Raw genomic sequence first — 25,245 nt, 5'->3', positions numbered from 1 at the left:
GATGGGTCCGCAGGCGACCGGGAGAGAAGGGTGGGGGCATGACAGGGTGGAGTTCGCGAGCCGTTCACGCAGACGCGGAGGTGCCCCGCGCGGCCGGTGCGGTGTCGCCGCCGATCGTCCAGTCGTCGACGTTCGCGGCGGACTCGGCGCAGGAGTTCACCGAGCGCGCGCTGGAACGGCGCGGCAGCGGCTTCTACACGCGCTACGGGAACCCGAACCACGCCCAGGTCGCCTCGGTGCTCGCCGACCTGGAGGGCGCGGAGACCGCGATGGTCTTCGCCTCCGGCATGGCCACCATCACCACGGCGGTGCTCGCGCTGGTGCGGTCGGGCGACCACGTCGTGGCGCAGCAACGGCACTACGGCGGCGTGCCCTCGCTGCTGCTGAACCTGCTGCCGAAGTTCGGGGTGCACTGCACGCAGGTCGACCAGACGGACACGGAGGCGTTCGCGGCGGCGATGCGGCCGGAGACGCGGCTGGTCCTGGTGGAGTCGCCGAGCAACCCGCTGCTGGACATCACCGACCTGCGCGCGGTCTCCGCGCTGGCCCGCGACGCCGGCGCGCTGACCATCGCCGACAACACGTTCGCCACCCCCGTGAACAGCCGGCCGCTCGCGTTCGGGGCGGACCTGGTGTGGCACAGCGCGACCAAGTACCTCGGTGGTCACAGCGACCTGTCCGCCGGTGTCCTCGCCGGACCGGCCGACGTGCTCGACCGGGTCTGGGACACGGCCATCATCACCGGCGCCGTCCTCGGCCCGGTCGACGCCTGGCTGCTGCTGCGGGGACTCCGGACCCTGCCGCTGCGGGTCCGCCAGCACAACAGCAACGGTTTGGCGCTCGCACACGCGATGAGAGCGCACCCGGCGGTCGCGGCGGTCCACTACCCGGGCCTGCCGGACCATCCCGCGCACGGGGTCGCGGCCGCGCAGATGGACGGCTACGGCGGCGTGGTGAGCGTGGAGCTCGCCGGCGGCTACGACGCTGCCGACCGCTTCATCGACGGCCTGCGCCTGGCCCGCCGGGCCGCCAGCCTCGGCAGCGTCGAGACCCTGGTCGTCCACCCCGCGACGATGTGGCAGGCCATCCTGCGGCCCGACCAGCTCGGTGACGCCGCGATGAGCCCCGGCCTGGTCCGCGTGTCCGCCGGCATCGAGGACACCGACGACCTCGTCGACGACGTCATCCGGTCTCTGGACGCTCTTCCGGGCTGATCGGGTCGGCCGCGGCGAGGAGGCGCCGGACCAGGCCGTGGAACTGTTGCTGCTGGTTGCCCGTGAGCACCGGGTCGAGCGTGGCCGCGAGGTCGGTGGCGTAGGTCCGGGTCGCCGCGGCCAGGGCCCGGCGGCCCTTCGGGGTGAGCACGATCCGGCTCGCCCGCCGGTCGGCCGGGTCGGCGACGCGGCGGACGAGGCCGGCCGACCCGATTCGGTCGACCAGCTTGCTGGTGCCACCGACGGTGACCCGCAGCAGCGTGGCCAGGTCGCCGATGCGCAGGCCGCGGTCGGGCGACCGGGAGATCATGTGCAGGGCCTCGAAGTACGCCAACGGCAGGTCGTGGCTCCGCTTGAGCCCGGCGTCGACCCGGTTCCAGAGCAGGATCTCCAGCCGGACCAGATCGGTGAGCCACTGGACCCGGTCCTCCGGCTGCGTCATGCCGGGATCCTACATATATTCCGTGGAATATTGTTCCCCGGCACGTAGTTGGGGTGGGCATGCGTGCCGTCGTGTTGACACAGCCCGGTCCCGTCGAGAACCTGCACCTCCGGGACCTTCCCGTGCCCGAACCGCGGCCGGGATGGGTGCGGATCGCGGTGAAGGCGTTCGGACTCAACCGGTCGGAACTGCACCTGCGGCTGGGCTACGCCGAGGGCGCGCGGCTGCCCGTGGTGCCCGGCATCGAGGCGGTCGGCATTGTCGACGCCGCGCCGGGCACCGACCTCGAGCGCGGCCAGCAGGTGGCCGCGCTCATGGGCGGCATGGGACGCACGTACGACGGCGGCTACGCCGAGTACACCGTGGTTCCCCGCGGCCAGGTGATCCCGTTCCGGTCCGACCTGCCGTGGGACGTCCTCGGCGCGGTGCCGGAGACCCTGCAGACCGCCCACGGGTCGCTCACCACCGGGCTCGACCTGCGGGCCGGGCAGACCCTCCTGATCCGCGGTGGCACGTCGGCACTCGGCTACGCCACCGCCGCCCTGGCCCGCGACCTCGGCGCCACGGTGCTGGCCACCACCCGCCAACGCGACCGGCTCGACGATCTCGCCGCCCACGGCGTCGACCACCCGATCCTCGACGACGGCGACGTCGCCGCGCGGGCCCGCCGGATCGCGCCCGACGGCGTCGACGCCGCGCTGGAACTGGTCGGCACGCCCACCCTGCCCGACACCCTGAACGCCACGCGGGTGCACGGAACCGTCTGCTTCGCCGGCATGCTGTCGAACGAGTGGACCGTCCCCGAGTTCTACCCCATCGGCTACCTGCCCCGCGGAGTCCGGCTCAGCGCCTACGGCGGCGACGCCTCCGACCTGCCTCCCGCGGTCCTGCAGACGATCCTCGACCGGATCGCGGCCGGAACCTTCGCGCTGTGGCCGACCACGGTCTACCCCCTCGACCGGATCCGCCGGGCCCACCACGACATGGAGACCAACGCGGTCAGCGGCAAGCTCGTCGTCCGCACGACCGACGGTCCGTGACGGGCGGCGCACCCGCGGGCGCCCGACGCCGGAGGGTCGTACGCTGACATGATCGTTCTCATTGCCGGTGCGGCGGTGACCATGCGCCCACCCGGTTCCGTCGCGGCCGTCCGCACCCTCGCGAGCGGTGAGTTCCTGGCTCTCGCCGACGCGCCGACCGTCCACGCCGCCGTGATGATCGCCGCCCGGGCCACCGCCGACGCCTGCGACCTGCGCCGGTACGACCCAGCCAGCCGGTCCCCGCGCCTCGACCGCCTCGGCGTGGCCCGCGACCTGCCGCTCGTCGGGACCCACGGCCACGTCACCGACCACCGCGGTCGGTGAACCGGCGCGTGCTCCCGCGCCGCGACGCCCTGCTCTGGGCCGGCGGTTCCCCGGTTCAGGGAAGCTTCTCCGCCAGCACCGGTGCGAGGGCGGCCGAGTACGCCGTGGTCAGGTGGCTGCCGTCGCGGTACACCAGCAGGTTGCCCACCACCGGCGGGCAGACCTTGGGGGTGCACAGCCAGGGCGTCGGGTCGATGACGGTCGCGCCGGCGGTGGCGACGGCGGCGGCGACCATCCGGCGGCGGGTGGGCACCCTGATGGCCTGCTCGGGTGAGCTGGCGCAGGCGCCGATGGCGGCGGCGTTCGCCGACAGGCACTCGGGAACGTCACCCTTCGGCCAGGGCGTGTCCTCGATGACGACGACCCGGGCCCCGGTCGCCGCGGCGGTCCGTACGGCGGCGGCCCAGCCGTTGGCCCAGGCCTGGTCCTGCCCGCTGTCCGCGACCGATGCGACCCGGCCGCCGGCACCGCTGGACGACATGACGACCAGCACCGGGTCGAGGGTGGCGATGTACTCCGTGGCGGCCTCCTGGAACTGCCGGCACTCGACGTACTCCCGCTTCAGGGTGGGTTCGTAGACCCGCACCGAGGCGGCCGTGCAGGAGCTCTTGGTGACGACCGCCAGGCGCAGCTTCCGCTGCTTGGCGATGGCGTCCAGGGCGTCGAACCAGTGCCCGGCGTGGGAGTCGCCGTAGAGGACGATCGTGGCGGTACCCGCCGGATCCCCGTACAGACAGGGCGTCTTGATGCCGACGTCGGCGATGCTGCGGTGGCAGGTGTCCGGGTAGATGGGAGGGCTGTCGCGGGGGGCGTCGACCAGCGACGGCGTCAGGTTCGCGGGGACGGTGGTGGTGGCCGCGCTGGCCGCGATGAGCTCGCCGAGGGCCCGGCTGGCGTCCGAGCCGGCGACCTCCCCGTCCGAACCCGCGACATTGACCTCGACGGCGTTCTCGCCGACGGGCAGCTGGCGCAGCGGCACGGTCATGGCCACGACGCCGACGACCGCTGTGTACGCCGACAGCCCGACACCCAGGCCCAGCCCCCGCCAGGAGCTGACCTTGAAGACGCCGCGGTGCCGCACCGGGTTCTCCACGGCCACCAACGTCAGCGCGGCCAGCAGGAGCGCGAAGGCGGCCAGGGCCAGGTTCCATCCGAGCGCCGGCTCGACCCCGAGCGCGTGGGGCCCGATGATCAGGACGGGCCAGTGCCACAGGTACCAGGAGTACGAGACCCGGCCGATGTGCTCCAGCCCGGGCAGCCGCAGCACCGGCAGCGGGCGGAGGTGCCCGGTGGCGATGACGGCGGCGGTGCCGAGGACGGGCAGTGCCGCGGCGCTGCCGGGGAACGGCGTGCCGGCGTCGAACCGGACCGCGGCGACCACGACGCACCCGAGCCCGACGAGGCCTACCACGACGTACAGCACCGGAACGTCGGGCAGCCGCGGGGCGAGCACGGCGACGAGGGCGCCGACGGCCAGCTCCCAGGCCCGGGTGTGCGCACCGAAGTAGGCCCACGGGGCGGAGGCCGCGGTCTGCCAGATCGAGAGCGCGAAGGACACGACGATGACCGCGCCGAGGATGGCGACCAGCCGGTGGGGGACCACCGTGCGGCGGTGCTGTGCGCTGTGACGGCGACGGCGGCGTCCCCGGGTACGGCCCCAGATCAGGCCGATCACCCCGATCAGCAGGGGCCAGACGACGTAGAACTGCTCCTCGACCGCCAGTGACCAGAAGTGCTGCAGCGGCGAGGGCGTCTGTGCCGACGCCAGGTAGTCGGTGCCCTCGACGGCGAGGCGGTAGTTCATCGCGTACCCGACGGTGAACAACGCGTCGACGGCGATCCCCCGGAAGCGGACCGGTGGCATCCACACCCAGGCCGCCACGAGCGTCGCGACCAGCACCACCGAGGCGGCCGGGAGCAACCGGACGAACCGCCGGGCGTAGAAGCCCGGGATGGAGATCTCGCCGGACCTGGCCAGCTCGCGCAGGAGCAGCTGCGTGATGAGGAACCCGGAGATCACGAAGAACACGTCGACGCCGACGAAGCCGCCCGGGATGCCCGGTACGCCGGCGTGGTAGAGCACGACGAGCAGCACGGCGACCGCGCGCAGACCCTCGATGTCGGGCCGGAACCAGGCGGGGGCCCGCTGCGTGGAGCCCGCGGAGGGTCGCTGCGGTGACCGCGGTGAGGGCACGCCGGTCCGCTGAACGCTCCTGGTGGCGACGACCACGAGGTCTCCCTGGCGGCGGACTCGGACGGTGGCGTGGTGGTCTCGGACGCGTTCCGTTCCTAGGACGCCCTGACCTCGGCACGAGGTTGCACCCGGACTGGTCCACGTGAGGTTACTTCACGCGGACGTAGCCGGGTCCCCACCGCCAGGGTATGAACAGAAAGGGACGGAGGTGACGAAATGGACCCACTATGTCCCCTCTCGGGGCGACCGCCAGCGGCGGCCGGACACGCCGCATCCGCCGGTCTCCTCGAACATCCGCTGCTCCAGCGTCTGATCTGTCTCGGATTCGACAGCCACGACTTCGCGATCTTCGGCAGTGGGCCGCTGCTCGCGTGGGGACTGCGGTGCGACATCGGCGACCTCGACATCGTCGCCAGGGGATCGGCGTGGGAGCGCGCGCGGACCATCGGCGTGCCGCGGTCCGGAGGGATCAGCGGGGACCCGACCATGCACCTCTGGGGCGGCCGGATCGAGGTGTACGCCCGGTGGTTCGCACCGCTGCAGGACACCGACGAGCTCATCGACGGCGCGGACCTCATCGGTGGCCTGCGGTTCGTCCGGCTGGAGTACGTCCTCGCGTACAAGCGGGAGCTGGGACGGCCGAAGGACCTGGTCGACATCCGGGCGATGGAAGGGCTGGCCCCGGCGCGCTGACCCGCCCCGGGCGGCGCGTCGGGGCATTCGACCGCCTACTTCGGGGCGTTCGCCGGCGACACCGAGATCGACTCGACCACGCGGTCGGCCGACGACAGGGGCAGCCTCGGCATCCCGCGCGAGTTCAGCTTCCTGATCGGCGACCCGGACCTGCGGGGCGGCATCAACCGCATCAAGATGGGTGGGAGGTTATCAACATCAAGAACGCTTGTTGACGTTGATAACCTCCCACCCACTCATGATCCGGGCACTGGGACAGGTCGCCTAGGATCGCCGGGCATGGCGGCGATCCTGCTCGTGCACGGCGCCTGGCACGGGCCCTGGTGCTGGGAGGAGTTCGCCCGCTACCTCGGCGAGCGTGGCCATGACGTGCGCACCGTGCGGTTGCGTGGCCACGACCAGCGGCCGGGACGCATCTGGCACCGGATCCGGGAGTACGTCGACGACGTCGCCGACGCGGTGACCGGGTTCACCGAGGCTCCGGTTCTGGTGGGACATTCGATGGGCGGGTTCGTGGTGCAGAAGTACCTCGAGCGTCACCGGGCCGCAGCCGGTGTACTGCTGGCATCCGTTCCGCCGGGCGGGGCGGCCGGCATCACGGCGCGGGTGGCCGTACGGCATCCGCTGCTCTTCGCGAAGGCGAACGGGCTTCTCAGCCTGCGTCCGCTGATCGGCTCTCCCGCGCTGGTACGCGCGCTGTTCTTCACGGCCGACACACCCCAGCCGATCGTCGACGCGTGCGGCGCCCGCCTGCAGGACGAGTCGTACCTCGCGTATCTCGACATGCTCGCGCTGGCGTTGCCGCGACCCCGACGGGTCGCCGACCCGATGCTCGTCCTGGGCGCGGAGCGGGACGGGCTGATCACCGTCGACGAAGTGCGGCGCACCGCCCGCGCCTACCGGACCGAGGCCGAGATCTTCGCCGGCGCGGGTCACGACATGATGCTCGACGCGGGGTGGGAACGGGTGGCCGACCGCGTCGACCGGTGGATCCGGGACCCGTCCGGCTGACGGCGGTCATCATGGGTGCATGCCGCTCGCCGATCTGTGGCCCGTGCTCGGGGTCGGAGTCCGCACGCCCCTCGTGGAACTGTTCGTACCGGACGGGGACGCGTTGGAGCCGCTCGCCCGGCTCGCCGCCGACGGCATCTACGACCCGCAGAACCAGTACCTTCCCCGCATTCCCGTCGGTGGATGGGAGGACGTCGCCTCGCCGGAGGCCGAGCGCCGGTTCCTCCGCTACTTCTGGGCGGCGTTCGCGGACTGGCGGCCCGAGAAGTGGAACCTGATGCTCGCCGCGCGGGTCGACGGGGACCTCGTCGGGGTCCAGGAGATCGGTGCCCAGCACTTCGCGGTGACGCGGACGGTGTCGACCGGCTCGTGGGTCGGCCGACGCTTCCAGGGCGCCGGGCACGGCAAGGCGATGCGTGAGGCGGTCCTGCATCTGGCCTTCGACGGGCTGGACGCCGAGCGCGCCGACACGGCGGCCTGGACCACGAACCACGCCTCACTGGGCGTCTCGCGCGCGATGGGTTACCGCGACAACGGCACCACGACCCGGGCGGCCGAGGGAAGACGGGTCGAGCAGGTCAACCTCACGCTGCGGCGCGCCGACTGGACCCGGTCGTCGCGGGGTTGCGCCGTCACCGGCCTGTCTCCCGAGACCGCCGCGATGTTCGGTCTGTGACCGGGTCGGGCCGGTGACGGTACGGTGCCGGTCATGCGGTACGGCGCCCATCTGCCCCTCCTCGACCTCGACGGCGCGGGCTGGCGACCGGGCACGCTGGTGTCCTACGTCGCGGCGGCGCACCGGCTCGGGTACGCGGCGGTCACCGCCAACGACCATCTGGTCTTCCAGCGGCCGTGGCTGGACGCCGTCGTCGCGCTGGCCAGCGTCGCCGGGACGAGCGCCGACCTGCGACTGGCCACGACCGTCGCGCTGCCGGTGGTCCGGGGGCCGGCCGCGCTGGCCAAGGCGGCGGCGGCCCTGGACGTCGTCTCGGGTGGGCGGCTGGTCCTCGGCGTCGGGCCGGGATCGTCGCCGCGTGACTACGCGGCCGCCGGGGTGCCCTTCGACGAGCGGTGGCCGCGCTTCGAGGAGTCGGTCCGGGCGCTGCGGTCCTACCTGACGCCGGGCGCGCCGCCGTTCCACGGGCGCTTCTACTCGACCGACGGGGCGCTGCGTCCGCATCCCGCCCGCGCCGACGGGCCGCCGATCTGGCTGGCCAGCTGGGGATCGGAGGCCGGCCTGCGGAGGGTTGCCCGCCTCGGTGACGGCTGGCTGGCGTCGGCCTACAACACCACGCCGGAGCGGGTCGTGGACGCCCGCGCGACGCTGGCCGTGGAGCTGTCCCGCACGGGGCGGACGATCGACGACCTCCCCTGTGCGCTGGCGACGATGTGGACCTACGTCACCGACGACGAGCGCGAGCGCGAGACGCACCTCCGCGCGCTCGCCACCATGCTGAACCGGCCGGTCGACGCGCTGGCCGGCAGACTGCTGGTCGGCCCGGCCGAGCGGTGCGCCGCGGTCGTCCGGGCCTACGCCGCCGCCGGCATCGGTCAGCTGTTCATCTGGCCCCTCGCCGACGCCGAGCGCCAGCTCGAACGGTTCATGGGTGACGTGGTGCCGCTGGTACCGCCGTCGCCCTGACGGCCACCGGCCTTGCCCAAAACATCTTAGTCATTAAGATAACTGCATGGTGATATCGACCGACGTCACGGTGGCGATCGCCGGTGCCGGGCTCTCCGGCCTCTGCCTCGCCCAGCGCCTCATGCGCGCCGGCATCGACGTGCATGTCTACGAGCGGGACCCGGGACCGTTCGTGCGGCGGCAGGGCTACCGGCTCATCCTCGACCGGCACGGGCTGGACGCGCTGCGTGAGAGCCTGCCCGTGCCGCTGTACCGACTGGCGCTGGCCACCAGCGACGAGCCCGGCGGCCACCTGCGGTTCACGGACAGCCGGCTGCGGGACGCGTTCACCATCACGTTCAAGGACGAACCGCACGCGACCCGCCAGGTCGACCGGCTGACCCTGCGGTCGATCCTGCAGTCCGGGCTGAACGGACGCATCCACTACGGCAAGGACGCCGTCGCCGTGGACGGCGGCGGGCCCGCGAAGCTGCGGCTGCGGTTCTCCGACGGCGGGGCCGCCGCGGCGGACGTCGTCGTGGGCGCGGACGGCGTCGGCTCGGCGCTGCGCGCGCAGCTCATGCCGGACGCGGACCCGGCGAACACCCCGATGGCCGGCGTCTACGGCCGGTCGCCCCTGTGGCAGGGCGGCGGGAGCGTCATCCCGGACGCGTTGCGGACCAGCGGGGTCCTGTCCATCGCCGACCGGCCGGGGCGCGCGTTCTTCTTCACCTCCATGCGGTTCGGCGAGAACCCGCAGGAGGCGTTCGCGCGCCTGGCCCCCGGCACCTTCGCGCCCACCGGGCACGACTACGTCATGTGGGGACTGCTGCTCAGGCAGGACGAGGTGCCCACCGGCATCAGCGGCGACCTGCTGGCGCTGCGGCACCTGGCCGGCCGGATGAGCGTGGGCTTCCACCCGCTCATCCGACGGCTGATCGACACGGCCGAACTGGACGCCACGGTGCTCAACCTCTTCGCCACCGGCCGGCGCCCGCACCGGTGGCCGGTACCCCGGGCGACGATGATCGGCGACGCCGTGCACGCCATGCCGCCGTTCGGCGCGCACGGCGGCAACACCGCGCTCCGCGACGCCGCCCTGCTCGGCCGCCGGCTCGTCGAGGCGCTGACGGGTGGCACGCCGGTGGAGGACGCGATCGCCGGCTACCAGGACGAGATGGTGTCCTACGCCTTCCGCGCCGTCGACAACTCCGCCCGGCTGATGCGCCGGCTCACGGGTACCGCCGCCGCGCCGCACTGGGTGCTGACCCGCGTGCTACCTCGGCTGCACCGGGTCACCGTGCCGGAGGCATGATTGCCGGCATGTCCACCGAGCCGGCCCGCGCGTCCGCGATCGCCGACCTGATGCGCGCCGGGCGGGAGACCTCACGGCTGTCCATGGTGTTCCGGTACGCCATCGCGGAGCGGCTCGGCCTCACCGTGAGCGACCTGGAGTGCCTGGACTACCTGGTCGACGTCGGATCCGCCACCGCGGGGCAGGTCGCCGAGCGGACCAACCTCACCACCGGTGCGGTGACCAGCATGCTCCGCCGGCTCCAGCAGGCGGGCTACGTGACGGCCGAACGCGACCCGGCGGACCGGCGGCGGACGATCGTCACCCTGCGGCCGGAGCGGGCCGCCGAACTGGAGCGACCGTACGAGCGGTTCGCCGAGGGGGCGGCGCGGCTCATCGAGGGCTACCGCGTCGAGGAGCTGGTGTTCCTGGTCGGGCACTACGGCCGCATGCAGGCGGTGTACCACGCCGAACTCGAGCGCCTGCGCGACGACGACACCGCCCGACGGTCCGCCTGAGGCGCCGTCGCGCGGCGGGTCACGGCCGTCGCGCCAGGGGCGCCGGCGGTTCGGGTCCCACGAGCACCGCCGTCGGGTCGATCGGGGTCGCGGTCGGTGCGACCGGAGGGTTCGTCGGTGTCGCGGCGGCGGCCGGGGCGGCGGCGTCGCGGAGAAGGGTGTAGGTGGTGACCACGACGGCCGCGAGCATGAGCGCCGACAGGATCCGGGCGTCGACGAACGGGCTGTAGGGGCCGCCGTTGGACAGGAACGGCAGGTAGGACAGCGCCGACGCGGCCTGCACGATCAGTGGCAGGTACCACAGGCGGGGGCGGTGGAACGCCAGGGCCAGGGTGAGCAGGTCGGCCAGGTAGAAGTAGCGCTCGTGCATCGACGGGAGGAGGAACGGCACCGTGACCGCGAAGCACGCGGCCGCCGTGACGATCCGCGTCCGGTCGAGGTCGACCCGCGACGCGACCAGCGCGTAGCAGATGCCGAGCACGACCGCGATCGTGAACAGGTAGCCCAGGTTGCGGAAGATGCCGCCGGCGTAAGCGATCTGCAGGTACTGGAACACCGACGGCGCGGAGCGGGCCAGGCCGCCCTTGTCGTCGGCCTGGCTGGAGTAGACGGTGAGCAGCTCGACCGGACCGCGGCCGACGGCGATCGCGGGAAGCGCCAGCAGCAGGTAGACCGCGGGCAGCGCGAGCAGGACCCGCCAGCGCACCCGGCCGGCCAGGACCAGCAGGAGGAGCACCGGCAGGATGAACACGCCCTGCGGCTTGAACGCCACGGACGTGGCGAAGAAGGCCACGGCCCACCAGTGGCGGTCACGCAGCAGCAGGTACAGGCCGCCGAGCGCGAAGCCCGCCCACACCGACTCGCACTGTCCGTACATCGACGCGTTGACCACGACCGTCGGCAGGAACGCGGTGACGAGCGCGGCCAGCGTCGGGATCCGCCAGCCCGGGTAGCGGAGGGCGACGAGGCGGTACATGAAGTAGACGACCATGACGTCGAACACCGCGAAGATCAGCTTGATCTTGAGCAGCGTGGACCCGGGGAGGAACCCGGCGACGACCAGCAGGTAGAGGAACGGCGCGTTGTAGTTCCCGATCGGTTCGCGCAGGCCCGTGATCCCGCCCGCCGCCCACAGCTGGTCGTACCAGTCGCGGAACACCACCAGGTCGGTGGTGACGTAGTTACGCCCGACGACGCGGACGAGAACCGCGAGCACCACCAGGCCGGCGAGGATCAGCCGCTCGGCCGGCGGCACGGCCCGGATTGCCGCGAGCCGTTGCCGGCCCCAGGAGTACCCGAAGGACATGAGGGATCGCCGTTCGCCGAGGGGTGTCGGCACCGACCCTCTCGCACCGGTGACGGGAACGGCAAACCGGGGCGCCGGGGCCTACGGCTGCTCGCGCGCGTCAGTCTCCGGTCGCTCGGCGTGACCCTCGACCGCGCCCGGTGCGCCCATTGCGCCCGGCGCGTCCGTGCGTCCGGCCACCGGACCCGTGGCCGCCGCCCCCGTGGCCGCCGGCGTCGCGGCAGCCGGCGTCGCGGCAGCCGGCGTCGCGGCAGCCGGCGTCGCGGCAGCCGGCGTCGCGGCCGCCGGCCCGGAGCCCTCGGCGTGCCCGGCCTTGTCGTGCTTCTTCGCGCGGTGGAAGGTCACGCTCATCACGGCCACGATCACGGCACCGACGATCAGGCCGACGATCGCGCTCGCCAGGGTGTTGACCAGCCAGCCGACCACGCCACCCACGGCGCCCGTGGCGTCGTGGGCCGCCTCCTCCATGTGGTGCACGACCTCGTACAACGCGTGCAGCCCCAGCTCGTCGGCACCGACCAGCAGGATGTGGCCGCCCACCCAGAGCATCGCGGCGGTGCCGACGACGCTCAGCACGGTGAGTACCCGGGGCATCGCCTTCACGAGGCCGCGGCCGAACCCGGCGACCGCCTTTCCGGGACGCTCGGCCAGCCGCAGACCCACGTCGTCCATCTTCACGATCAGGCCGACCGCCCCGTAGACCAGCACGGTCATGGCCACGGCCACGACCGCCAGGATCGCGGTGCGCGACCAGAACGACTCGTCGGCCACCTCGTTCAGCGAGATCACCATGATCTCGGCGGACAGGATGAGGTCGGTGCGGATCGCACCGGACACCAGGGTCTTCTCGTCGGGCCGTTCGGCGTCGGCGTGCGCGTCGTGGTGGGCGATCCGTTCCCAGATCTTCTCCGCGCCCTCGTAGCAGAGGTACGCGCCGCCGATCATGAGCAGCGGGGTGAGCAGCCAGTCGAGGAACTGGCTGAGGATCAGGATGACCGGCAGGATGATGAGGAACTTGTTGCGCAGCGACCCGAACGCGATGCGCTTGACGATCGGGATCTCCCGCTCGGCCGCCAGGCCGCGCACGTACTGCGGGGTGACCGCCGCGTCGTCGATGACCACGCCGGCGGCCTTCGACCCGGCCTTGGCCGCGGCCGCGCCGATGTCGTCGACGGACGCGGCCGCCGCGCGCGCCAGAACCGCAATGTCGTCCAGCAGTGCTGCGAGTCCCGCGCTCAAGGAAGCCCCTCCACGATCGGCGTGTGTGTGCCCATTCTCGTCTGTTCCGGCCGTTCGCGCACTCGCGGACGCGCCACGCATGTCCGGTCGCCGCCCCACCACACCCCCGTCCGACGGTGGAGCGCGGGAGGGTTGCGGGAGAGTAATGCCGGTCGGGGCCTGCGTTACTCTCCCGCAACCCACCTGCCGGGAGCCGAAACGTCCTCAGTCGCCGCCCAGAAGGTCCTCCCGGGGCGGGGTCCACGGCGCCCGCAGGCGCGGGCAGCCGTCCTCCGACGGGCCGACCTCGACCTCGGCGAGGCCCAGCCCGGGCTCGCGGTCGTACCGCAGGTCGCCGACGATCCAGCCGTCGCCGACCCGCGTGGCGACCGGGGCGCGGGCGAACCGCAGCAACGCGTCGACCGCGCAGTACTCGCTGGCGAGGGTGGCGAGCAGGTCGACCGGGACGGCCAGCTCACCGGTCCAGCTGACCTCGTCGGTCGACGGCTGCCCCACCGGCGCGAGCGGGGCGGTTCCCGTACCGCCCGTCGGGTACAGGTCCGCGCACCGGTCCGCCGTGATCCAGCCGGGCGCGAGCGAGTGGAACGCCCGGCGCACCACGTACCGGTCCGACGTCCGTTGGACGGCGAGGACCTCGCGGCACACGGGGTTGGCCGGCATCGGGGTCAGCACCACGTCGAGGGTGCGGGCCTGCGGGAACCGGTCCGCGAGCAGGTCACCGAACCGGCTCTCGGCGCTGCGCGCGGTCACCACGAACGCCGCCGTGAGCGCGAGCCACGCGGCGGCGCCGCCGGCGAGCGCCGCCCGCGCCGACGCGAACCGGCTGACCGCGACGAGCCCGACCGTGAGCGCCGTGAGCAGCGCGGCGAACGACGGCGGCACGAAGCCGCTGAACCAGCTCAGCCCGAGCCCGGCCGCGAGCACGACCGCGATCAGGACCCGCAGGGTCCGGCTGGGCAGCACGAACAGCAGCGCCGCCGCGCACGCCCAGAGCAGCGGCTCCACGATGAAGACGGAGTCGCCGTAGTACCAGCGGTTGTCGACCGGCCAGAACGGGTGCACGCCGTAGCTGTTGGTGAAGTCGAGCGCGATGTGCAGCAGCGGCGCCAGCACCGACAGGCCGGCGAGGAACCCGAGATCGGCCCGCTCCGGCGTCACCTTCCGGAAGCGCCACCACAGGCGCACCGCGAGAAACAGGACCAGCGACAGCACCAGCGAACCGAGCACGGTGTGCGTGTGGCCACGGTGGTGCAGGAGGTAGTCGAGCGTGGAGCCGGCCCAGCTCGTGTAGACCACGTCGGCGTCGGGGAGGTTGCCGCCCACCGCCATGACCGTGAGGGCGACGGTGCGCCGGCCCCGGTCGCCGAGCACCGCCGACGGGGGGATGGACCGGTGTACCACCTCACCGACCAGGACGCTGATCAGCGTGTGGGTCACGTTGTCCATGGGCGGTGATCCTAAGGCGCGCGCCGTAGGCTCCGTGCATGAGCAGGTTCGACGTCCCCGACCGTGGTGAGCTGCCGGCCGACCTCCGCGACCGGATCGACGCCGTCGAGGAGAAGTCGGGCTTCGTGCCGAACATCTTCCTGTCCCTCGCGCGGCGGCCGGACGAGTGGCGGGCGTTCTTCGCCTACCACGACGCGCTCATGGACCGGGAGACCCCGGCGCTGACGAAGGCCGACCGGGAGCTCATCGTGGTGGCGACGAGCGCGGAGAACCACTGCCTCTACTGCGTGGTCGCGCACGGGGCGATCGCCCGCATCCGGGCCCGCAACCCGCGCGTCGCCGACCAGGTCGCCACCGACTGGCGCAGGGCCGAGATCGACGACCGGCAGCGGGCGGTCCTCGAGGTCGCGGTGCGGTTCGCGGTCGAGCCGTGGACGGTCACCGGCGCGCACCTCGACGAGCTGCGGCGGCACGGCCTTACCGACGACGACGTGTGGGACGTCGGAGCGATCGCCGCGTTCTTCGCGATGTCGAACCGGCTCGTCCACCTGACCGGGACGATGCCGAACGACGAGTTCTACCCCATGGGACGCGTACCGCGCGGCTGACGGCCGCCCGACCAGCTGCGCCACAGCTCGGCGTACCGCCCGCCGCTCGCGATCAGCTCCTCGTGGCGGCCCACCTCGACCACCTCGCCGTGGTCGAGCACCACCACGCGGTCGGCCCGGGCGGCCTGGCTCAGCCGGTGCGCCACGATCAGCGTCGTGCGGCCGGCGGTGGCCGCGTCGGCGGCGCGGTCGAGGTCGCGCGCGCCGGCGCTGCCGGCCTCCGCGGTCGCCTCGTCGAGGACGGCGACGTCGGGGTCCATGAGGACCAGCCGGGCCAGGGCCAGCTGCTGCGCCTGCGCGGCCGTCAGCTGGTGGGCGCCCTCGCCGACCTGCGTCCGCAGCCCGTCGGGCAGCGCCCGCGCCCACTCCAGCGCGCCGACCAGGTCGAGCGCCGCGGTCGCCTCGTCCTCGGTGGCCGACGGGCGCGCGAGCGTCACGTCGTCGAGCAGCGTGCCGGAGAAGACGTGGACCTCCTGGCTGATCAGCCCGATGCGCCCGCGTACCTCGGCGGCACCCAGCGACTCCAGCGCGACGCCGCCCAGCAGCACCGAGCCGGACGCCGGGGTCAGCAGACCGGTGGCGAGGCCGGCCAGCGTGGTCTTCCCGGCGCCGCTGGCACCGACCAGCGCCACCCGTTCGCCCGGCGCGATCCGCAGCGAGACGCCGCGCAGCACCGGCGGGCCGCCGTCGTAGCGGTGCCGCAGGTCGCGGACCTCGATGCCGGTGTCGGCCGGTGTCGGCGGCGCCGCCACGACCGGCGGCGGGGGCAGCGACGACACGCCGACGAGCCGGGCCAGGCTGGCGCCGGCCTGCTGCACCATGTCGAACTCGAGCACGATCAGGCCCAGCGGGTTGAACAGGCGGTGGAAGTACAGCGCGGCGGCGGTGACCGCCCCGACGGTCGCGAGGTCGGCGCGGACCAGGAACCAGCCGACCACCAGCACCGCGCTCAGCCCGGCGAACTCGGCCCGGTTGATCCAGGACGCGAAGCGGGTGAACAGCCGGAACACGGTGAGGGTCAGGTCGACGGTCTGCTGCGAGCATGCGGAGATCCGGTCGAGGTGCTCCTTCTCCCACCGGTACGCGTGCACGGTGTCCAGGCCGCGCAGCGGGCCGACCATCGCCTGGGTCCGCGCCGCGTTGGCCGCCCGCTCCCGCGCGTAGAACGGCGCGGACCGCGGAAGGTACCAGCGCAGCGCGTACACGTACACGGGTGCGGCGACGAGCCCGGCCAGCCCGAGCCGCCAGTCGAGCGCGAACAGCCCGCCGGTGGTCAGCGTCACCGTCAGCATCGCCGCGATCATGTCGGGCCCGGTGGTGGTGATGGCGTTGGTCACCACCGACACGTCGGAGCCGACGCGGGCGAGGAGGTCGCCGGTGCCGGCACGCTCCACAGTGGACGACGGGACGTGCAGCGCCCGGTCGAGCACCCGCTCGCGGACGCGCGCGAGCACGGTCTCGCCGAGGCGGGCGACGAGCACCGATCCCGCCGCGGTGAGCGCACCCCCGACGAGCGCCGCGACCGCCACGACGCCGACCGCCCACCACACGCGGTCGATCGGGGCACCGGCGATGATGTCGTCGACCATCCCGCCGAGCACCCACGGCGCCACCAGGCCGCACGCGGCGGCCGCGACCGCGACGAGCGCGGTCGCCGTCGCGGTGCCGGGCATCCGGCGCACCTCGGCGCCGAGCTCGGCCCACGTGGCCCGGGCATCCGCGACCGGCAACCGGTCGCTCACCGGAGCACCGCCTCCCGGTAGCGCCCGTCGGTGTCGACGAGGTCGGCGTGGGTCCCCTCGGCGACCGCCTGCCCGCCGTCGACCACCACGACGCGGGTGGCCCGGCTGAGCAGCGTCGGGCTGCTGGTGATGAGCACCGTGCAGCGCGCGGACCGCAGCCGCGCGATCCCCGCGGCGATCGCCTCCTCGGTGACCGGGTCGACCGCCGTGGTGGGGTCGTGGAGCACCAGCACCGGTGGGTCGGTGACGAGCGCCCGGGCGAGCGCGATCCGTTGCCGCTGGCCCCCGGACAGGTTGGCGCCGCCGTCGGTGAGTGTGTGGTCGAGCCCGTCGGGGTGGGCGTCGACGACGTCGTCGGCCGCCGCCGCCGCAAGAGCACCGGCGATGTCACCGGTGGCCGGCAGGTTCGCGCGCAGGGTGCCGTCGAACAGGTGCGCGGAGTGGTGCTCGACCAGCACCACCGACCGGCCCGCGGCGAGGTCGAGGTCCGCGGCCGGCACGCCGTCGACGTGCAGCGTGCCCCCGTGGTCGGCGGCCGGTACCTGGCCGGCGAGCAGGGATCGCAGCGCCTGGGCGTCCCGCGGGTCGTACGCGACGACGCCGAGCAGTTCGCCCTCCCGCACGTGCAGCGTCAGCCCGTCGAGGGTGCGGTAGGCCACCTTCTCCAGCCGCACGCGCACGTCCTGCGGGTCGCCCGCTGCCCGCGTGCCGGGGCTCAGGCCCGTCGGCGCGGTCAGCACGGCCGCGATCCGCCCGGCCGACGCCTTCGAGGTGGCGTACCACTGCACGCAGAACCCGAACGTGCCCACCGGTTCGGCGATGAACTGGGCCAGCCCGACCACGGCGACGAGTTCGCCCACCGACAGCGACCCGCGCAGCGCGAGCCATCCGGCGAACCCGGCGACCGTCGCGAGGAACAGCCCGTTGACCGTGGTCGTCAGTCCACGGTGGACAGCCTTCATCGTGGCCGCGCGCAGCGTCGCCGCGAGCGCCTGCCGGCTGGCCGCGACGTACCGGCGCGACGCCGCGTCCTGCGCGCCGATGCCGCGCAGCACCCGCAGCCCGCCCACGAGGTCGGTGGCGAGCCCGCTGGTGTCGGCGAGCGCGGCCTGCTGCGCCTCGCTGCGCCGGGTGAGCATCGGGGCCAGCCACTGCAGCGCCAGCGCCAGGGCCGGAACGCCGAGCAGCACGCCGGCGCCGAGCGGCAGGTGGATCGTCAGCAGCACGGCGCCGGCGACGAGCAGGGCGGTCGCCGCGGCGAGCGCGACGCCGACCGCCCGGATCACCAGGCCGGCCGCCTCGGCGTCACCGCAGGCCACCGCGATCAGTTCGCCGGAGCGGGAACCCTTCAGGCCGCGCGGGTCCAGGGCCCGCTCGGCGATCTCGACGCGCAGCAGGTGGGTCTCCCGCTCCATCGCCGTGTACGACAGCCGGGCGCCGTACCGCCACGCCATCGACAGCGCGGTGAACAACGCGGCGAGGCCGACGACCGAACCGACGATCGCGGCGGCGTCGCCGGTCGCCACGGCGCGGTCGATGATGAGCCCGATCGCGACCGGCACCGCAGCCTCGGTGGCCTGGTGGGCGCACAGCAGCACCAGGCTGCCGGCGATGCGGGCCCGGTGCCGGCGCAACGCCCGCCACTGGACCCCGGCGGCCGTCGCCGGCATGCACGCCCCCTACCGCTTGATCCGCCCTCGGTCAGCGAAGGCTACCCTAACCAGCGGGTGGGCTCAGCGGGGGCAGGCGCCCACCCGGCAGCCTGCCCGATCCGGGGCATCGACGGATGTGGTCAGTCCGTGATCGGACCGAGGCGCCCGCGCAGCCAGCGCACCGCCGCCGCGCCGAGGCGGCGTTTGGCCGCGGCGATCGGCTCCAGCCCGGGCGGCATCGTGGCCAGCCCGCCGGCGACGAGGAACCCGGCGTGGGCGGCGAGAACCGCGTCGAGGTCGCGCGGCGGAACGTGTCCCGCGTGCCGGCGCAGCGCCGCGTCGGGGTCGATGCCGTCGGCCACGGCGCTCGTCACGACGGTCACCAGATCGACGAGCGGTGACCCGGGACGCGCGTGCGGCCAGTCGACCACGACGACCCGGTCGGGCGTCAGCAGGACGTTGTGCGGGTGGAGGTCGCCGTGCACGAGGGAGTCGCCGCGGGCCGCGGCCGGGCCGTCCCGCTCCAGGGCGACGAGTCGGGGGAGGGCGGCGGCCGTCCACGGGTCGGCGAGCCGGTCGGCGGTCAGCGTGGCCCAGCCGCCGAGCCGGGGACGGTCGCGCGGCAGGGGACCGGCGGGCCGGCCGAGGTCGGCGGTCGCGGCGAGGACGCGGTCGAGCGCGTCGGGGGTCCACGGGTCGGGGTGGACGCCGTCGACGTCCTCGAACACGAGCGCGACCCACCGCCGGTCGTCGACGGCGCCGAGGAGCCGCGGCGCGGGCGTGCCCGCCGGCAGCGCCGCGTTGGCCCGGATCTCCGCGCGGTACGCGTCGACCTCGTGCGGCCACCGCCGGGCGTCGATCGCCTTGGCGAAGGCGCGGCCGCCGCCGGCCAGCGTCAGCCGGGACGCGAACCCGGGCGAGAAGCCGCCGGGGCACGACCGGGCGCCGACGACCCGTCCACCGGCCAGCCGCTCGAGGTCCGCGCGGAGCGCGGGCTCCAGCGCGTCCCACGACGGCCGGACGCGCGTCACGCCGCCGGGCGCGCCATGACCCACACCCGCAACGGCCCGGCCGTGAGCTCGCGCGCGACCTCGAACCCGGCGGCCCGGTAGACCTCGACGTTGCCCGGGTTGCTCGTCTCGAGCACGGCCGCCAGCCCGTCGTCGGCGGCGCGGCGCAGCCCGTCGGCGAGCAGTGCCCGTCCCCATCGGCGGCCGCGGTGGTCGGGGTGCGTGCCGAGCACGCCGAGGTACCAGAACGGCTCGTCGGGCAGCGCGTCGTGCACCGCCGCGTTGTAGGCGTCGACGCGGGCCCGCGCGTCGGCGGGAAGGTCGTCGAGGGCGCCGGGCGGCGCGTCGGACGCCTTGGGGCCGTCCCACATCGCGACGGAGCCGCCCCGGCCTATCGTCCAGACCGTGCCGTCGTCGACGCGCTTGTCGAAGAGGCGTCCGAAGAACGCGGCGGCGTACCGCGGGTAGGTGGTGTCGGCGGGGAACAGGTGCCGCAGCACCGGATCGGCGCTGAACGCCGCCACGAGCGTGCCCAGCACCCGCTCGCGGTCGGCCGACGTGGCCAGGGTGATCTCGTCCGTCACCCGGCCGACCCTAGTGGCCGGCGCCATCGCCGGGCGACGGGTTTCGGGCGGGACTATCGTGAGCCGGATGGACGCCGACCGTACCCGGGTCATGGCCTACCGCCTGCTCGCCCAGCAGCTCCAGCGGGTCGACGACCCACCACACTCGCTCGCGGTGCTCGACCTCGGTGTGCAGGACACGCCGTACGGGGTGGCGCGGCAGGCGTTGGCCGCGCGCACCACGGTCCAGAAGGAAAGCCGCAGCCTGCGGATGGCCTGGACCCACCGCGGCGCCCCGCACCTGCACCGCACCGCCGACCTCACCACGCTGATGCCCGCGCTGTGGCCGTTCAGCGACGCCGACGCCGTCTCGCGGCTCGGCGCCGGCCCGATCAGGGACGGGGCGAAGCTGGGTCTGGCCGCGTTCGAACAGACCGCGCGGGCGTTCCGGAAGGCCGTGAAGAAGCCGATGCCCAAGGGCGAGGCGAGCACCGCGGTCAGCGCGCTGGTCGACCGGTCGCTCACCTACGACTGCCGCTCGTGCGGCGCCCGCCACATCTCGGGCGGGCTGTTCCAGTCGGCCGGGCTGGCCGGCGGCGTCGGGGTGCGGGTCGACGGCGCGCAGACCGTCATCGAACCGCTGGCCGACCGCGGGAAGCTGCCGACCGAGCCGGCCGGGGTGGAGGCGGTCGTCCTCGCGTACCTGCGCCTGCTCGGGCCCGCCACCGCCGGCGAGGTCGCGAAGTTCATCGGCACGACCCAGACCCACCTGCGCCCGTTCTGGCCCGCCGACGACCTGGTGGAGATCCGGGTCGACGGCCGGAAGGCGTACCTGCCCGAGGACTCCGTCGAGGCGTTCGAGAAGGCCGAGACCCCGCGGGTGGTCCGGCTGCTGCCCCCGAGCGACCCGCTGCTGCAGGCGCGCGACCGGAACCTGCTGGTGCCGGAGAAGGCGCACCGGGCCGCGGTGTGGCGCATCCTCGGAAACCCGGGCGCGGTGCTCGTCGACGGCGAGATCGCCGGCACGTGGCGCGCGAAGGCCGCCGGCAAGCGCGAGCTCGCGGTCACGGTCACCCCGTTCGGGAAGCTGTCGAGGAAGGCCCGCGCCGAGGTCGAGGCCGAGGCGGTCGTCGTGGCCGGCGTCCGCGGCATCGCGGGCGCCGCCGTCACGGTCGGGGACTGACGTGCTGGTCGAACTCGCGGTGGGCGACGCGTACGGGGCCGGGTTCGAGTACGCGAACCCCGAGGTGGTCCGGCGGCACAACGACCTGTCCGGTTACCGGCCGCACCCGCTCGACGGGATCCCCGCCGGCAACTACACCGACGACACGCAGATGAGCCTCGCGATCGCCGAGACGCTCGTCGACGGGCTCGACTGGACGCCGTCGGTGCTGGCCGCGAAGTTCGTCGAGGTGTACAAGCGCGACCCGCGGCGCGGTTACGCGGGCCGGTTCCAGGCTTTCCTCGACGAGATCTCCGACGGCGACGAGTTTCTCGACCGGATCCATCCGGGCAGCGACAAGAGCGGCGCGGCGATGCGCGCCTGTCCGGTGGGCGTTCTGCCGGACCTCGACGAGGTGCTCGAACGCACCCGGATCCAGGCCGCGATCACCCACAACACGCCAGACGGCATCGCGGCCGCCTGCGCCGCGGCGCTGATGCCGCACTACCTCCGGTACCGGCTCGGTCCGCGGGCCGACCTCGGCCGGTTCCTCGCCGAGCACGTGCCGGGGGAGTGGGCGGTTCCCTGGGCCGGCCCGGTCGGCGCGCCCGGCTGGATGAGCGTGCGGGCCGCCGTGACAGCGCTCGTCGCGGGCACCGGCATGGGCGACGTGCTGCGGCGGTGCGTCGCGTTCACCGGCGACGTCGACACCGTCGCCACGATCGCGTTGGCCGCCGGGTCGTACGCGGAGGACCTGCCGCAGGACGTGCCGGCGCACCTGGTCACCGGCCTGGAAGCCGGAGCGTACGGCCGTGACTACCTCGCGGACCTGGACGGGCGACTGCAGCGGCTGTGACGGCAGTCAAGGTTGCGAAACGATTTCGAAACAAGCAGGAACGATTGCTTTCGACCCGGGTCTATGAGGGAGTTTGTCTGCTGCCACAACTTTCTGCACGTTAAACAAGGCGCCGCTGGAGGTCCGGATGTCACGCTGGCTGAATTCCCGGCTGGGTCAACGTTCCCCGTCTCCGTCAGAGGTCGGCTTCCCGGTCGGCCGCCGGGCCCTGCTCCGCGGTGCCGGCGCGGTCGGCGCCCTCGCCGCCGTGCCCACGCTCGCCGCCTGCGGCGACGATGACGACAGCGGCGACGGCGGCGACGGTAGCGGCGAGGTGACGTTCGGCTCGAACGAGGTCGGGTCGACGTTCGCCAAGCAGCGGCAGGCGGCCGTCGCCGACTTCCAGAGCAAGAACTCCGGGATCACGGTCAAGCTCAACGAGATCGACCACAACTCGTTCCAGGAGAACATCAACAACTACCTGCAGGGCAACCCCGACGACGTGTTCAGCTGGTTCGCCGGGTACCGCATGCAGTTCTTCGCCCGCCGCAACCTCATCGGCGACGTCAGCGACGTGTGGCCGCTCGACGTCACCGAGGCGTTCAAGGCCGCGTCGACGGGCGAGGGCGGCAAGCAGTTCTTCGTGCCGCAGTCGTACTACCCGTGGGCGGTCTTCTACCGCAAGAGCCTGTTCGCCGAGCGCGGGTACCAGGTTCCGCGGAACATCAACGAGCTGGTGACGCTGGCCGACAAGATGAAGGCCGACGGCATCACGCCGTTCGCGTTCGCAGACAAGGACGGCTGGCCCGCGATGGGCACGTTCGACATCCTGAACCTGCGCATCAACGGCTACCAGTTCCACGTCGACCTGATGGCCGGCAAGGGGTCGTGGGAGAGCGCCGAGGTGAAGAAGGTGTTCACCCAGTGGCAGCAGCTGATGCCGCTGCACCAGACCGACGCGCTCGGCCGCACCTGGCAGGAGGCCGCGCAGGGCCTGCACCAGAAGAAGAGCGGCATGTACATGTTCGGCACGTTCATCATCGACCAGATCCCGCAGGCCGACCGCGAGGACATCGACCTGTTCAACTTCCCGGAGATCGACTCGAAGGTCGGTGCCGGCGCCATCGACGCGCCGATCGACGGCTTCTGCATGGCGGCCAAGCCGAAGAACAAGGCCGGCGCCAAGAAGCTGCTCAAGTACCTGGCGAGCCCCGACGCGTCGCTCCAGGCCAGCAACCTCGGCGAGCCGTTCATCGCGTCGAACTCCAAGGCCGACACGGCGAAGTACACGACGCTGCAGAAGAAGTCGGCGGAACTGGTGAGCCAGGCCAAGAACATCGCCCAGTTCCTCGACCGCGACACCCGGCCCGACTTCGCGTCGACGGTGATCATCCCGGCGTTCCAGGAGTTCATCAGGAATCCCAACGACGCCAACAGTATTCTGAAGAACATCGAGAGCCAGAAGAAGACGATCTTCGTAGAGTGAGCACTCCAACCCTTGACCCGGCGCCGCCTACCGACAGGCGGCGCCGCCGGCGCGTACTCACCGGTGGCGACCGCGTCGTCGTCACGCTCATGGTCGCTGTTCCGCTGATCTTCGTGGTGGTCCTGGTATGGCTGCCGGCGCTCGCGTCGGTGGTGCTGTCGTTCTCCCGCTGGGAGGGCTTCGGCGGCCTCGACGAGATCGACTGGATCGGCTTCGAGAACTACAAGAACATCGCCACCAACTACCCGCCGTTCTGGCCGGCCATGTGGCACAACCTGATCTGGGTCGGTTTCCTCTTCCTGATACCGACGCCGTTGGGCATGTTCCTGGCCGTGCTCGTCGACCGGCAGCTGCGCTTCTCGCGCTTCTACCAGACGGCGTTCTACCTGCCGGTGATCCTGTCGCTGGCGCTGACCGGCTTCATCTGGCAGCTCATCTACTCGCGCGACCAGGGTCTGCTCAACGCCGTGCTCGGCACCGAGATCGACTGGTACGGCGACCCGAGCGTGAACCTGTGGGCGGTGCTGGTCGCCACGTCGTGGAAGCACACCGGCTACATCATGCTCATCTACCTCGCCGGGCTGAAGGCCGTCGACCCGGTGCTCCGCGAGGCGGCCACGATGGACGGTGCCAGCGAAGGGCGCGCGTTCTTCGCCGTCATCTTCCCCGTGATGCGGCCGATCAACCTGATCGTCCTGGTGATCACGATCATCGAGTCGCTGCGCGCGTTCGACATCGTGTGGATCGTCAACAAGGGCCGCAACGGGCTGGAGGTCATCGCCGCGCTCGTCGTCCAGAACATCGTCGGCGAGGCCAGCCGCATCGGGTTCGGCTCGGCCCTGGCGACCATCATGCTGATCATCTCGTCCGCGTACGTGGTCCTCCACCTGCGGGCGACCATGAAGGGGGACCGCGGATGACGGCCACCAAGGCACCGGCCCGCGCCGCGTCCGTCCCGCAGGGCGTGCGACGACGGCGCCAACCGACGCGACCACAACGCGTGGTACTGCACGTGTTCCTGGCCGTGATGGCGGTCCTGTGGCTGCTCCCGCTGCTGTGGGGCGCGTTCAACTCGTTCCGCGACTACGAGTACACCGCCGAGCACGGCTACTTCTCGTTCGGCGGCTTCTCGTTCGACAACTACACCAACGCGTGGGAGCGGGCGGAGTTCGGCGAGAAGTTCCTGAACTCGGTCTACATCACGGTGCCCGCCGTGCTGCTGACCCTGTTCCTGTCGGCGTGCGTGGCGTTCGTGCTGGCGCGGTTCAGCTTCAAGCTCAACCTCCCGCTGCTGGGCGTGTTCGTGGCGGCGAACCTGCTGCCGCCGCAGGCGCTGCTCATCCCGATCTACAAGGCGTTCAACGAGATCCCGCTGCCGCTCTGGCTGAACTCCGACGGGGAGCTGCTCAACAGCTACCTCGGGCTGATCCTGGTGAACACCGCGTTCCAGATCGGGTTCTGCGCGCTCGTGCTCAGCAACTACATGAAGACGCTGCCGCACGAGATCTACGAGTCGGCCGCCGTCGACGGCGCGGGTGTCGCCCGGCAGTTCTTCCAGCTGACGCTCCCGCTGATCCGACCGCCGCTGGCGGCGCTCGGCACGTTGCAGGTCACCTGGATCTACAACGAGTTCTTCTGGGCCACGGCTCTGCTGAGCGACGGCGACAAGTTCCCGATCACCAGCTCGCTGAACAACCTGCGGGGCCAGTTCTTCACCGACTACAACCTCCTGTCGGCGGGGTCGATCATCGTGGCACTGCCGACGCTGCTGGTGTTCCTCGTCCTGCAGCGCCAGTTCGTGGCGGGCCTGACCCTGGGCTCCACCAAGGGCTAGTCCTTCTGGGG

The 25,245-nt window shown here is 72.7% G+C and carries 25 protein-coding genes; 15 read left to right on the top strand and 10 right to left on the bottom strand.

Going from position 1 to position 25,245, the window contains the following annotated elements:
* Window positions 1–38: 38 nt before the first annotated feature.
* Window positions 39–1,214, top strand: a complete 1,176-nt coding sequence (locus tag Voc01_RS12990) for a trans-sulfuration enzyme family protein (protein ID WP_203927632.1) — start codon at window positions 39–41, stop codon at window positions 1,212–1,214.
* On the opposite strand, the gene Voc01_RS12985 is transcribed toward Voc01_RS12990, so the two are convergent.
* Window positions 1,183–1,656 (bottom strand): MarR family winged helix-turn-helix transcriptional regulator, encoded by a 474-nt coding sequence (locus Voc01_RS12985; protein ID WP_203927631.1) that lies wholly within the window; start codon window positions 1,654–1,656, stop codon window positions 1,183–1,185. The genes Voc01_RS12990 and Voc01_RS12985 overlap by 32 nt on opposite strands.
* A gap of 59 nt (window positions 1,657–1,715) precedes the next feature.
* On the opposite strand from Voc01_RS12985, the gene Voc01_RS12980 reads away from it, so the two are divergent.
* Window positions 1,716–2,696: a zinc-binding dehydrogenase gene (locus tag Voc01_RS12980; protein ID WP_203927630.1), complete on the top strand. Its 981-nt coding sequence runs from the start codon at window positions 1,716–1,718 to the stop codon at window positions 2,694–2,696.
* 48 nt (window positions 2,697–2,744) lie between these two features.
* The gene (locus Voc01_RS12975) at window positions 2,745–3,020 is read left to right on the top strand and encodes a hypothetical protein (protein WP_203927629.1); all 276 of its coding nucleotides are present in this window, start codon (window positions 2,745–2,747) and stop codon (window positions 3,018–3,020) included.
* Window positions 3,021–3,075: 55 nt separating this feature from the next.
* Here Voc01_RS12975 and Voc01_RS12970 read toward each other — a convergent pair whose 3' ends face one another.
* Entirely contained in the window at window positions 3,076–5,250 is a 2,175-nt protein-coding gene (locus tag Voc01_RS12970; RefSeq protein WP_239160148.1) for an acyltransferase family protein, read from the bottom strand.
* 180 nt (window positions 5,251–5,430) lie between these two features.
* Here Voc01_RS12970 and Voc01_RS12965 point away from each other — a divergent pair, with 180 nt between their 5' ends.
* A complete protein-coding gene (locus Voc01_RS12965; RefSeq protein WP_203927628.1) occupies window positions 5,431–5,907 on the top strand; it encodes a hypothetical protein in 477 nt (158 codons plus the stop codon).
* Between the two features lie 35 nt (window positions 5,908–5,942).
* Here Voc01_RS12965 and Voc01_RS54040 read toward each other — a convergent pair whose 3' ends face one another.
* Window positions 5,943–6,071 carry a hypothetical protein gene (locus tag Voc01_RS54040; RefSeq protein WP_275423709.1) on the bottom strand — a complete coding sequence of 43 codons (129 nt, stop codon included), beginning with the start codon at window positions 6,069–6,071 and terminating at the stop codon, window positions 5,943–5,945.
* A gap of 115 nt (window positions 6,072–6,186) precedes the next feature.
* Between Voc01_RS54040 and Voc01_RS12960 the strand changes: the two genes are divergently transcribed.
* The 5 genes from Voc01_RS12960 to Voc01_RS12940 are packed head-to-tail and all read left to right on the top strand — an operon-like array spanning window position 6,187 to window position 10,351.
* A complete protein-coding gene (locus Voc01_RS12960) occupies window positions 6,187–6,918 on the top strand; it encodes an alpha/beta hydrolase (protein WP_203927627.1) in 732 nt (243 codons plus the stop codon).
* 19 nt (window positions 6,919–6,937) lie between these two features.
* On the top strand, window positions 6,938–7,594 hold the full coding sequence (locus Voc01_RS12955; RefSeq protein WP_203927626.1) for a GNAT family N-acetyltransferase: 657 nt from the start codon (window positions 6,938–6,940) through the stop codon (window positions 7,592–7,594).
* A gap of 33 nt (window positions 7,595–7,627) precedes the next feature.
* Window positions 7,628–8,560 (top strand): LLM class flavin-dependent oxidoreductase, encoded by a 933-nt coding sequence (locus Voc01_RS12950; RefSeq protein WP_203927625.1) that lies wholly within the window; start codon window positions 7,628–7,630, stop codon window positions 8,558–8,560.
* A gap of 46 nt (window positions 8,561–8,606) precedes the next feature.
* On the top strand, window positions 8,607–9,854 hold the full coding sequence (locus Voc01_RS12945; protein ID WP_203927624.1) for an FAD-dependent oxidoreductase: 1,248 nt from the start codon (window positions 8,607–8,609) through the stop codon (window positions 9,852–9,854).
* Between the two features lie 8 nt (window positions 9,855–9,862).
* On the top strand, window positions 9,863–10,351 hold the full coding sequence (locus tag Voc01_RS12940) for a MarR family transcriptional regulator (RefSeq protein ID WP_239160147.1): 489 nt from the start codon (window positions 9,863–9,865) through the stop codon (window positions 10,349–10,351).
* 19 nt (window positions 10,352–10,370) lie between these two features.
* Here the strand turns inward: Voc01_RS12940 and Voc01_RS12935 are convergent, their stop codons facing one another.
* The 3 genes from Voc01_RS12935 to Voc01_RS12925 form a co-directional block, all read right to left on the bottom strand.
* Window positions 10,371–11,657, bottom strand: a complete 1,287-nt coding sequence (locus tag Voc01_RS12935; protein ID WP_203927622.1) for a putative hexosyltransferase — start codon at window positions 11,655–11,657, stop codon at window positions 10,371–10,373.
* 81 nt (window positions 11,658–11,738) lie between these two features.
* Window positions 11,739–12,896, bottom strand: coding sequence for a DUF808 domain-containing protein (locus tag Voc01_RS12930; protein ID WP_239160146.1), 1,158 nt, complete (start codon window positions 12,894–12,896; stop codon window positions 11,739–11,741).
* Window positions 12,897–13,100: 204 nt separating this feature from the next.
* Window positions 13,101–14,342 carry a metal-dependent hydrolase gene (locus tag Voc01_RS12925; RefSeq protein ID WP_203927621.1) on the bottom strand — a complete coding sequence of 414 codons (1,242 nt, stop codon included), beginning with the start codon at window positions 14,340–14,342 and terminating at the stop codon, window positions 13,101–13,103.
* Between the two features lie 38 nt (window positions 14,343–14,380).
* Between Voc01_RS12925 and Voc01_RS12920 the strand changes: the two genes are divergently transcribed.
* A complete protein-coding gene (locus Voc01_RS12920) occupies window positions 14,381–14,950 on the top strand; it encodes a peroxidase-related enzyme (protein WP_203927620.1) in 570 nt (189 codons plus the stop codon).
* Here the strand turns inward: Voc01_RS12920 and Voc01_RS12915 are convergent.
* The 4 genes from Voc01_RS12915 to Voc01_RS12900 form a co-directional block, all read right to left on the bottom strand.
* Window positions 14,920–16,692: an ABC transporter ATP-binding protein gene (locus tag Voc01_RS12915; protein WP_239160145.1), complete on the bottom strand. Its 1,773-nt coding sequence runs from the start codon at window positions 16,690–16,692 to the stop codon at window positions 14,920–14,922. The genes Voc01_RS12920 and Voc01_RS12915 overlap by 31 nt on opposite strands.
* On the bottom strand, window positions 16,689–18,362 hold the full coding sequence (locus Voc01_RS12910) for an ABC transporter ATP-binding protein (protein WP_203927619.1): 1,674 nt from the start codon (window positions 18,360–18,362) through the stop codon (window positions 16,689–16,691). The genes Voc01_RS12915 and Voc01_RS12910 overlap by 4 nt, the downstream gene beginning before the upstream one ends.
* Before the next feature lie 122 nt (window positions 18,363–18,484).
* Entirely contained in the window at window positions 18,485–19,375 is an 891-nt protein-coding gene (locus Voc01_RS12905) for a phosphotransferase (protein ID WP_203927618.1), read from the bottom strand.
* Window positions 19,372–19,938 (bottom strand): GNAT family N-acetyltransferase, encoded by a 567-nt coding sequence (locus tag Voc01_RS12900; RefSeq protein ID WP_239160144.1) that lies wholly within the window; start codon window positions 19,936–19,938, stop codon window positions 19,372–19,374. Before Voc01_RS12900 ends, Voc01_RS12905 begins: the two co-directional genes overlap by 4 nt.
* A 67-nt stretch (window positions 19,939–20,005) precedes the next feature.
* Here Voc01_RS12900 and Voc01_RS12895 point away from each other — a divergent pair, with 67 nt between their 5' ends.
* From Voc01_RS12895 to Voc01_RS12875, 5 genes are all read left to right on the top strand, one after another.
* The gene (locus tag Voc01_RS12895) at window positions 20,006–21,100 is read left to right on the top strand and encodes a winged helix DNA-binding domain-containing protein (protein WP_203927616.1); all 1,095 of its coding nucleotides are present in this window, start codon (window positions 20,006–20,008) and stop codon (window positions 21,098–21,100) included.
* A 1-nt stretch (window position 21,101) separates the two neighbouring features.
* Complete coding sequence (locus Voc01_RS12890; protein ID WP_203927615.1) at window positions 21,102–21,935, top strand: ADP-ribosylglycohydrolase family protein; 834 nt, start codon at window positions 21,102–21,104, stop codon at window positions 21,933–21,935.
* A gap of 127 nt (window positions 21,936–22,062) precedes the next feature.
* Window positions 22,063–23,400 (top strand): ABC transporter substrate-binding protein, encoded by a 1,338-nt coding sequence (locus tag Voc01_RS12885; RefSeq protein ID WP_203927614.1) that lies wholly within the window; start codon window positions 22,063–22,065, stop codon window positions 23,398–23,400.
* On the top strand, window positions 23,397–24,320 hold the full coding sequence (locus tag Voc01_RS12880) for a carbohydrate ABC transporter permease (RefSeq protein WP_239160143.1): 924 nt from the start codon (window positions 23,397–23,399) through the stop codon (window positions 24,318–24,320). The genes Voc01_RS12885 and Voc01_RS12880 overlap by 4 nt, the downstream gene beginning before the upstream one ends.
* Window positions 24,317–25,234 (top strand): carbohydrate ABC transporter permease, encoded by a 918-nt coding sequence (locus tag Voc01_RS12875; protein ID WP_203927613.1) that lies wholly within the window; start codon window positions 24,317–24,319, stop codon window positions 25,232–25,234. The genes Voc01_RS12880 and Voc01_RS12875 overlap by 4 nt, the downstream gene beginning before the upstream one ends.
* Window positions 25,235–25,245: the final 11 nt, after the last annotated feature.

Source organism: Virgisporangium ochraceum, from assembly GCF_016863655.1.
Lineage (GTDB): Bacteria > Actinomycetota > Actinomycetes > Mycobacteriales > Micromonosporaceae > Virgisporangium > Virgisporangium ochraceum.
Note: the sequence above shows the minus strand (reverse complement) of the source record. Positions and strands in the feature narration are given on the sequence as shown.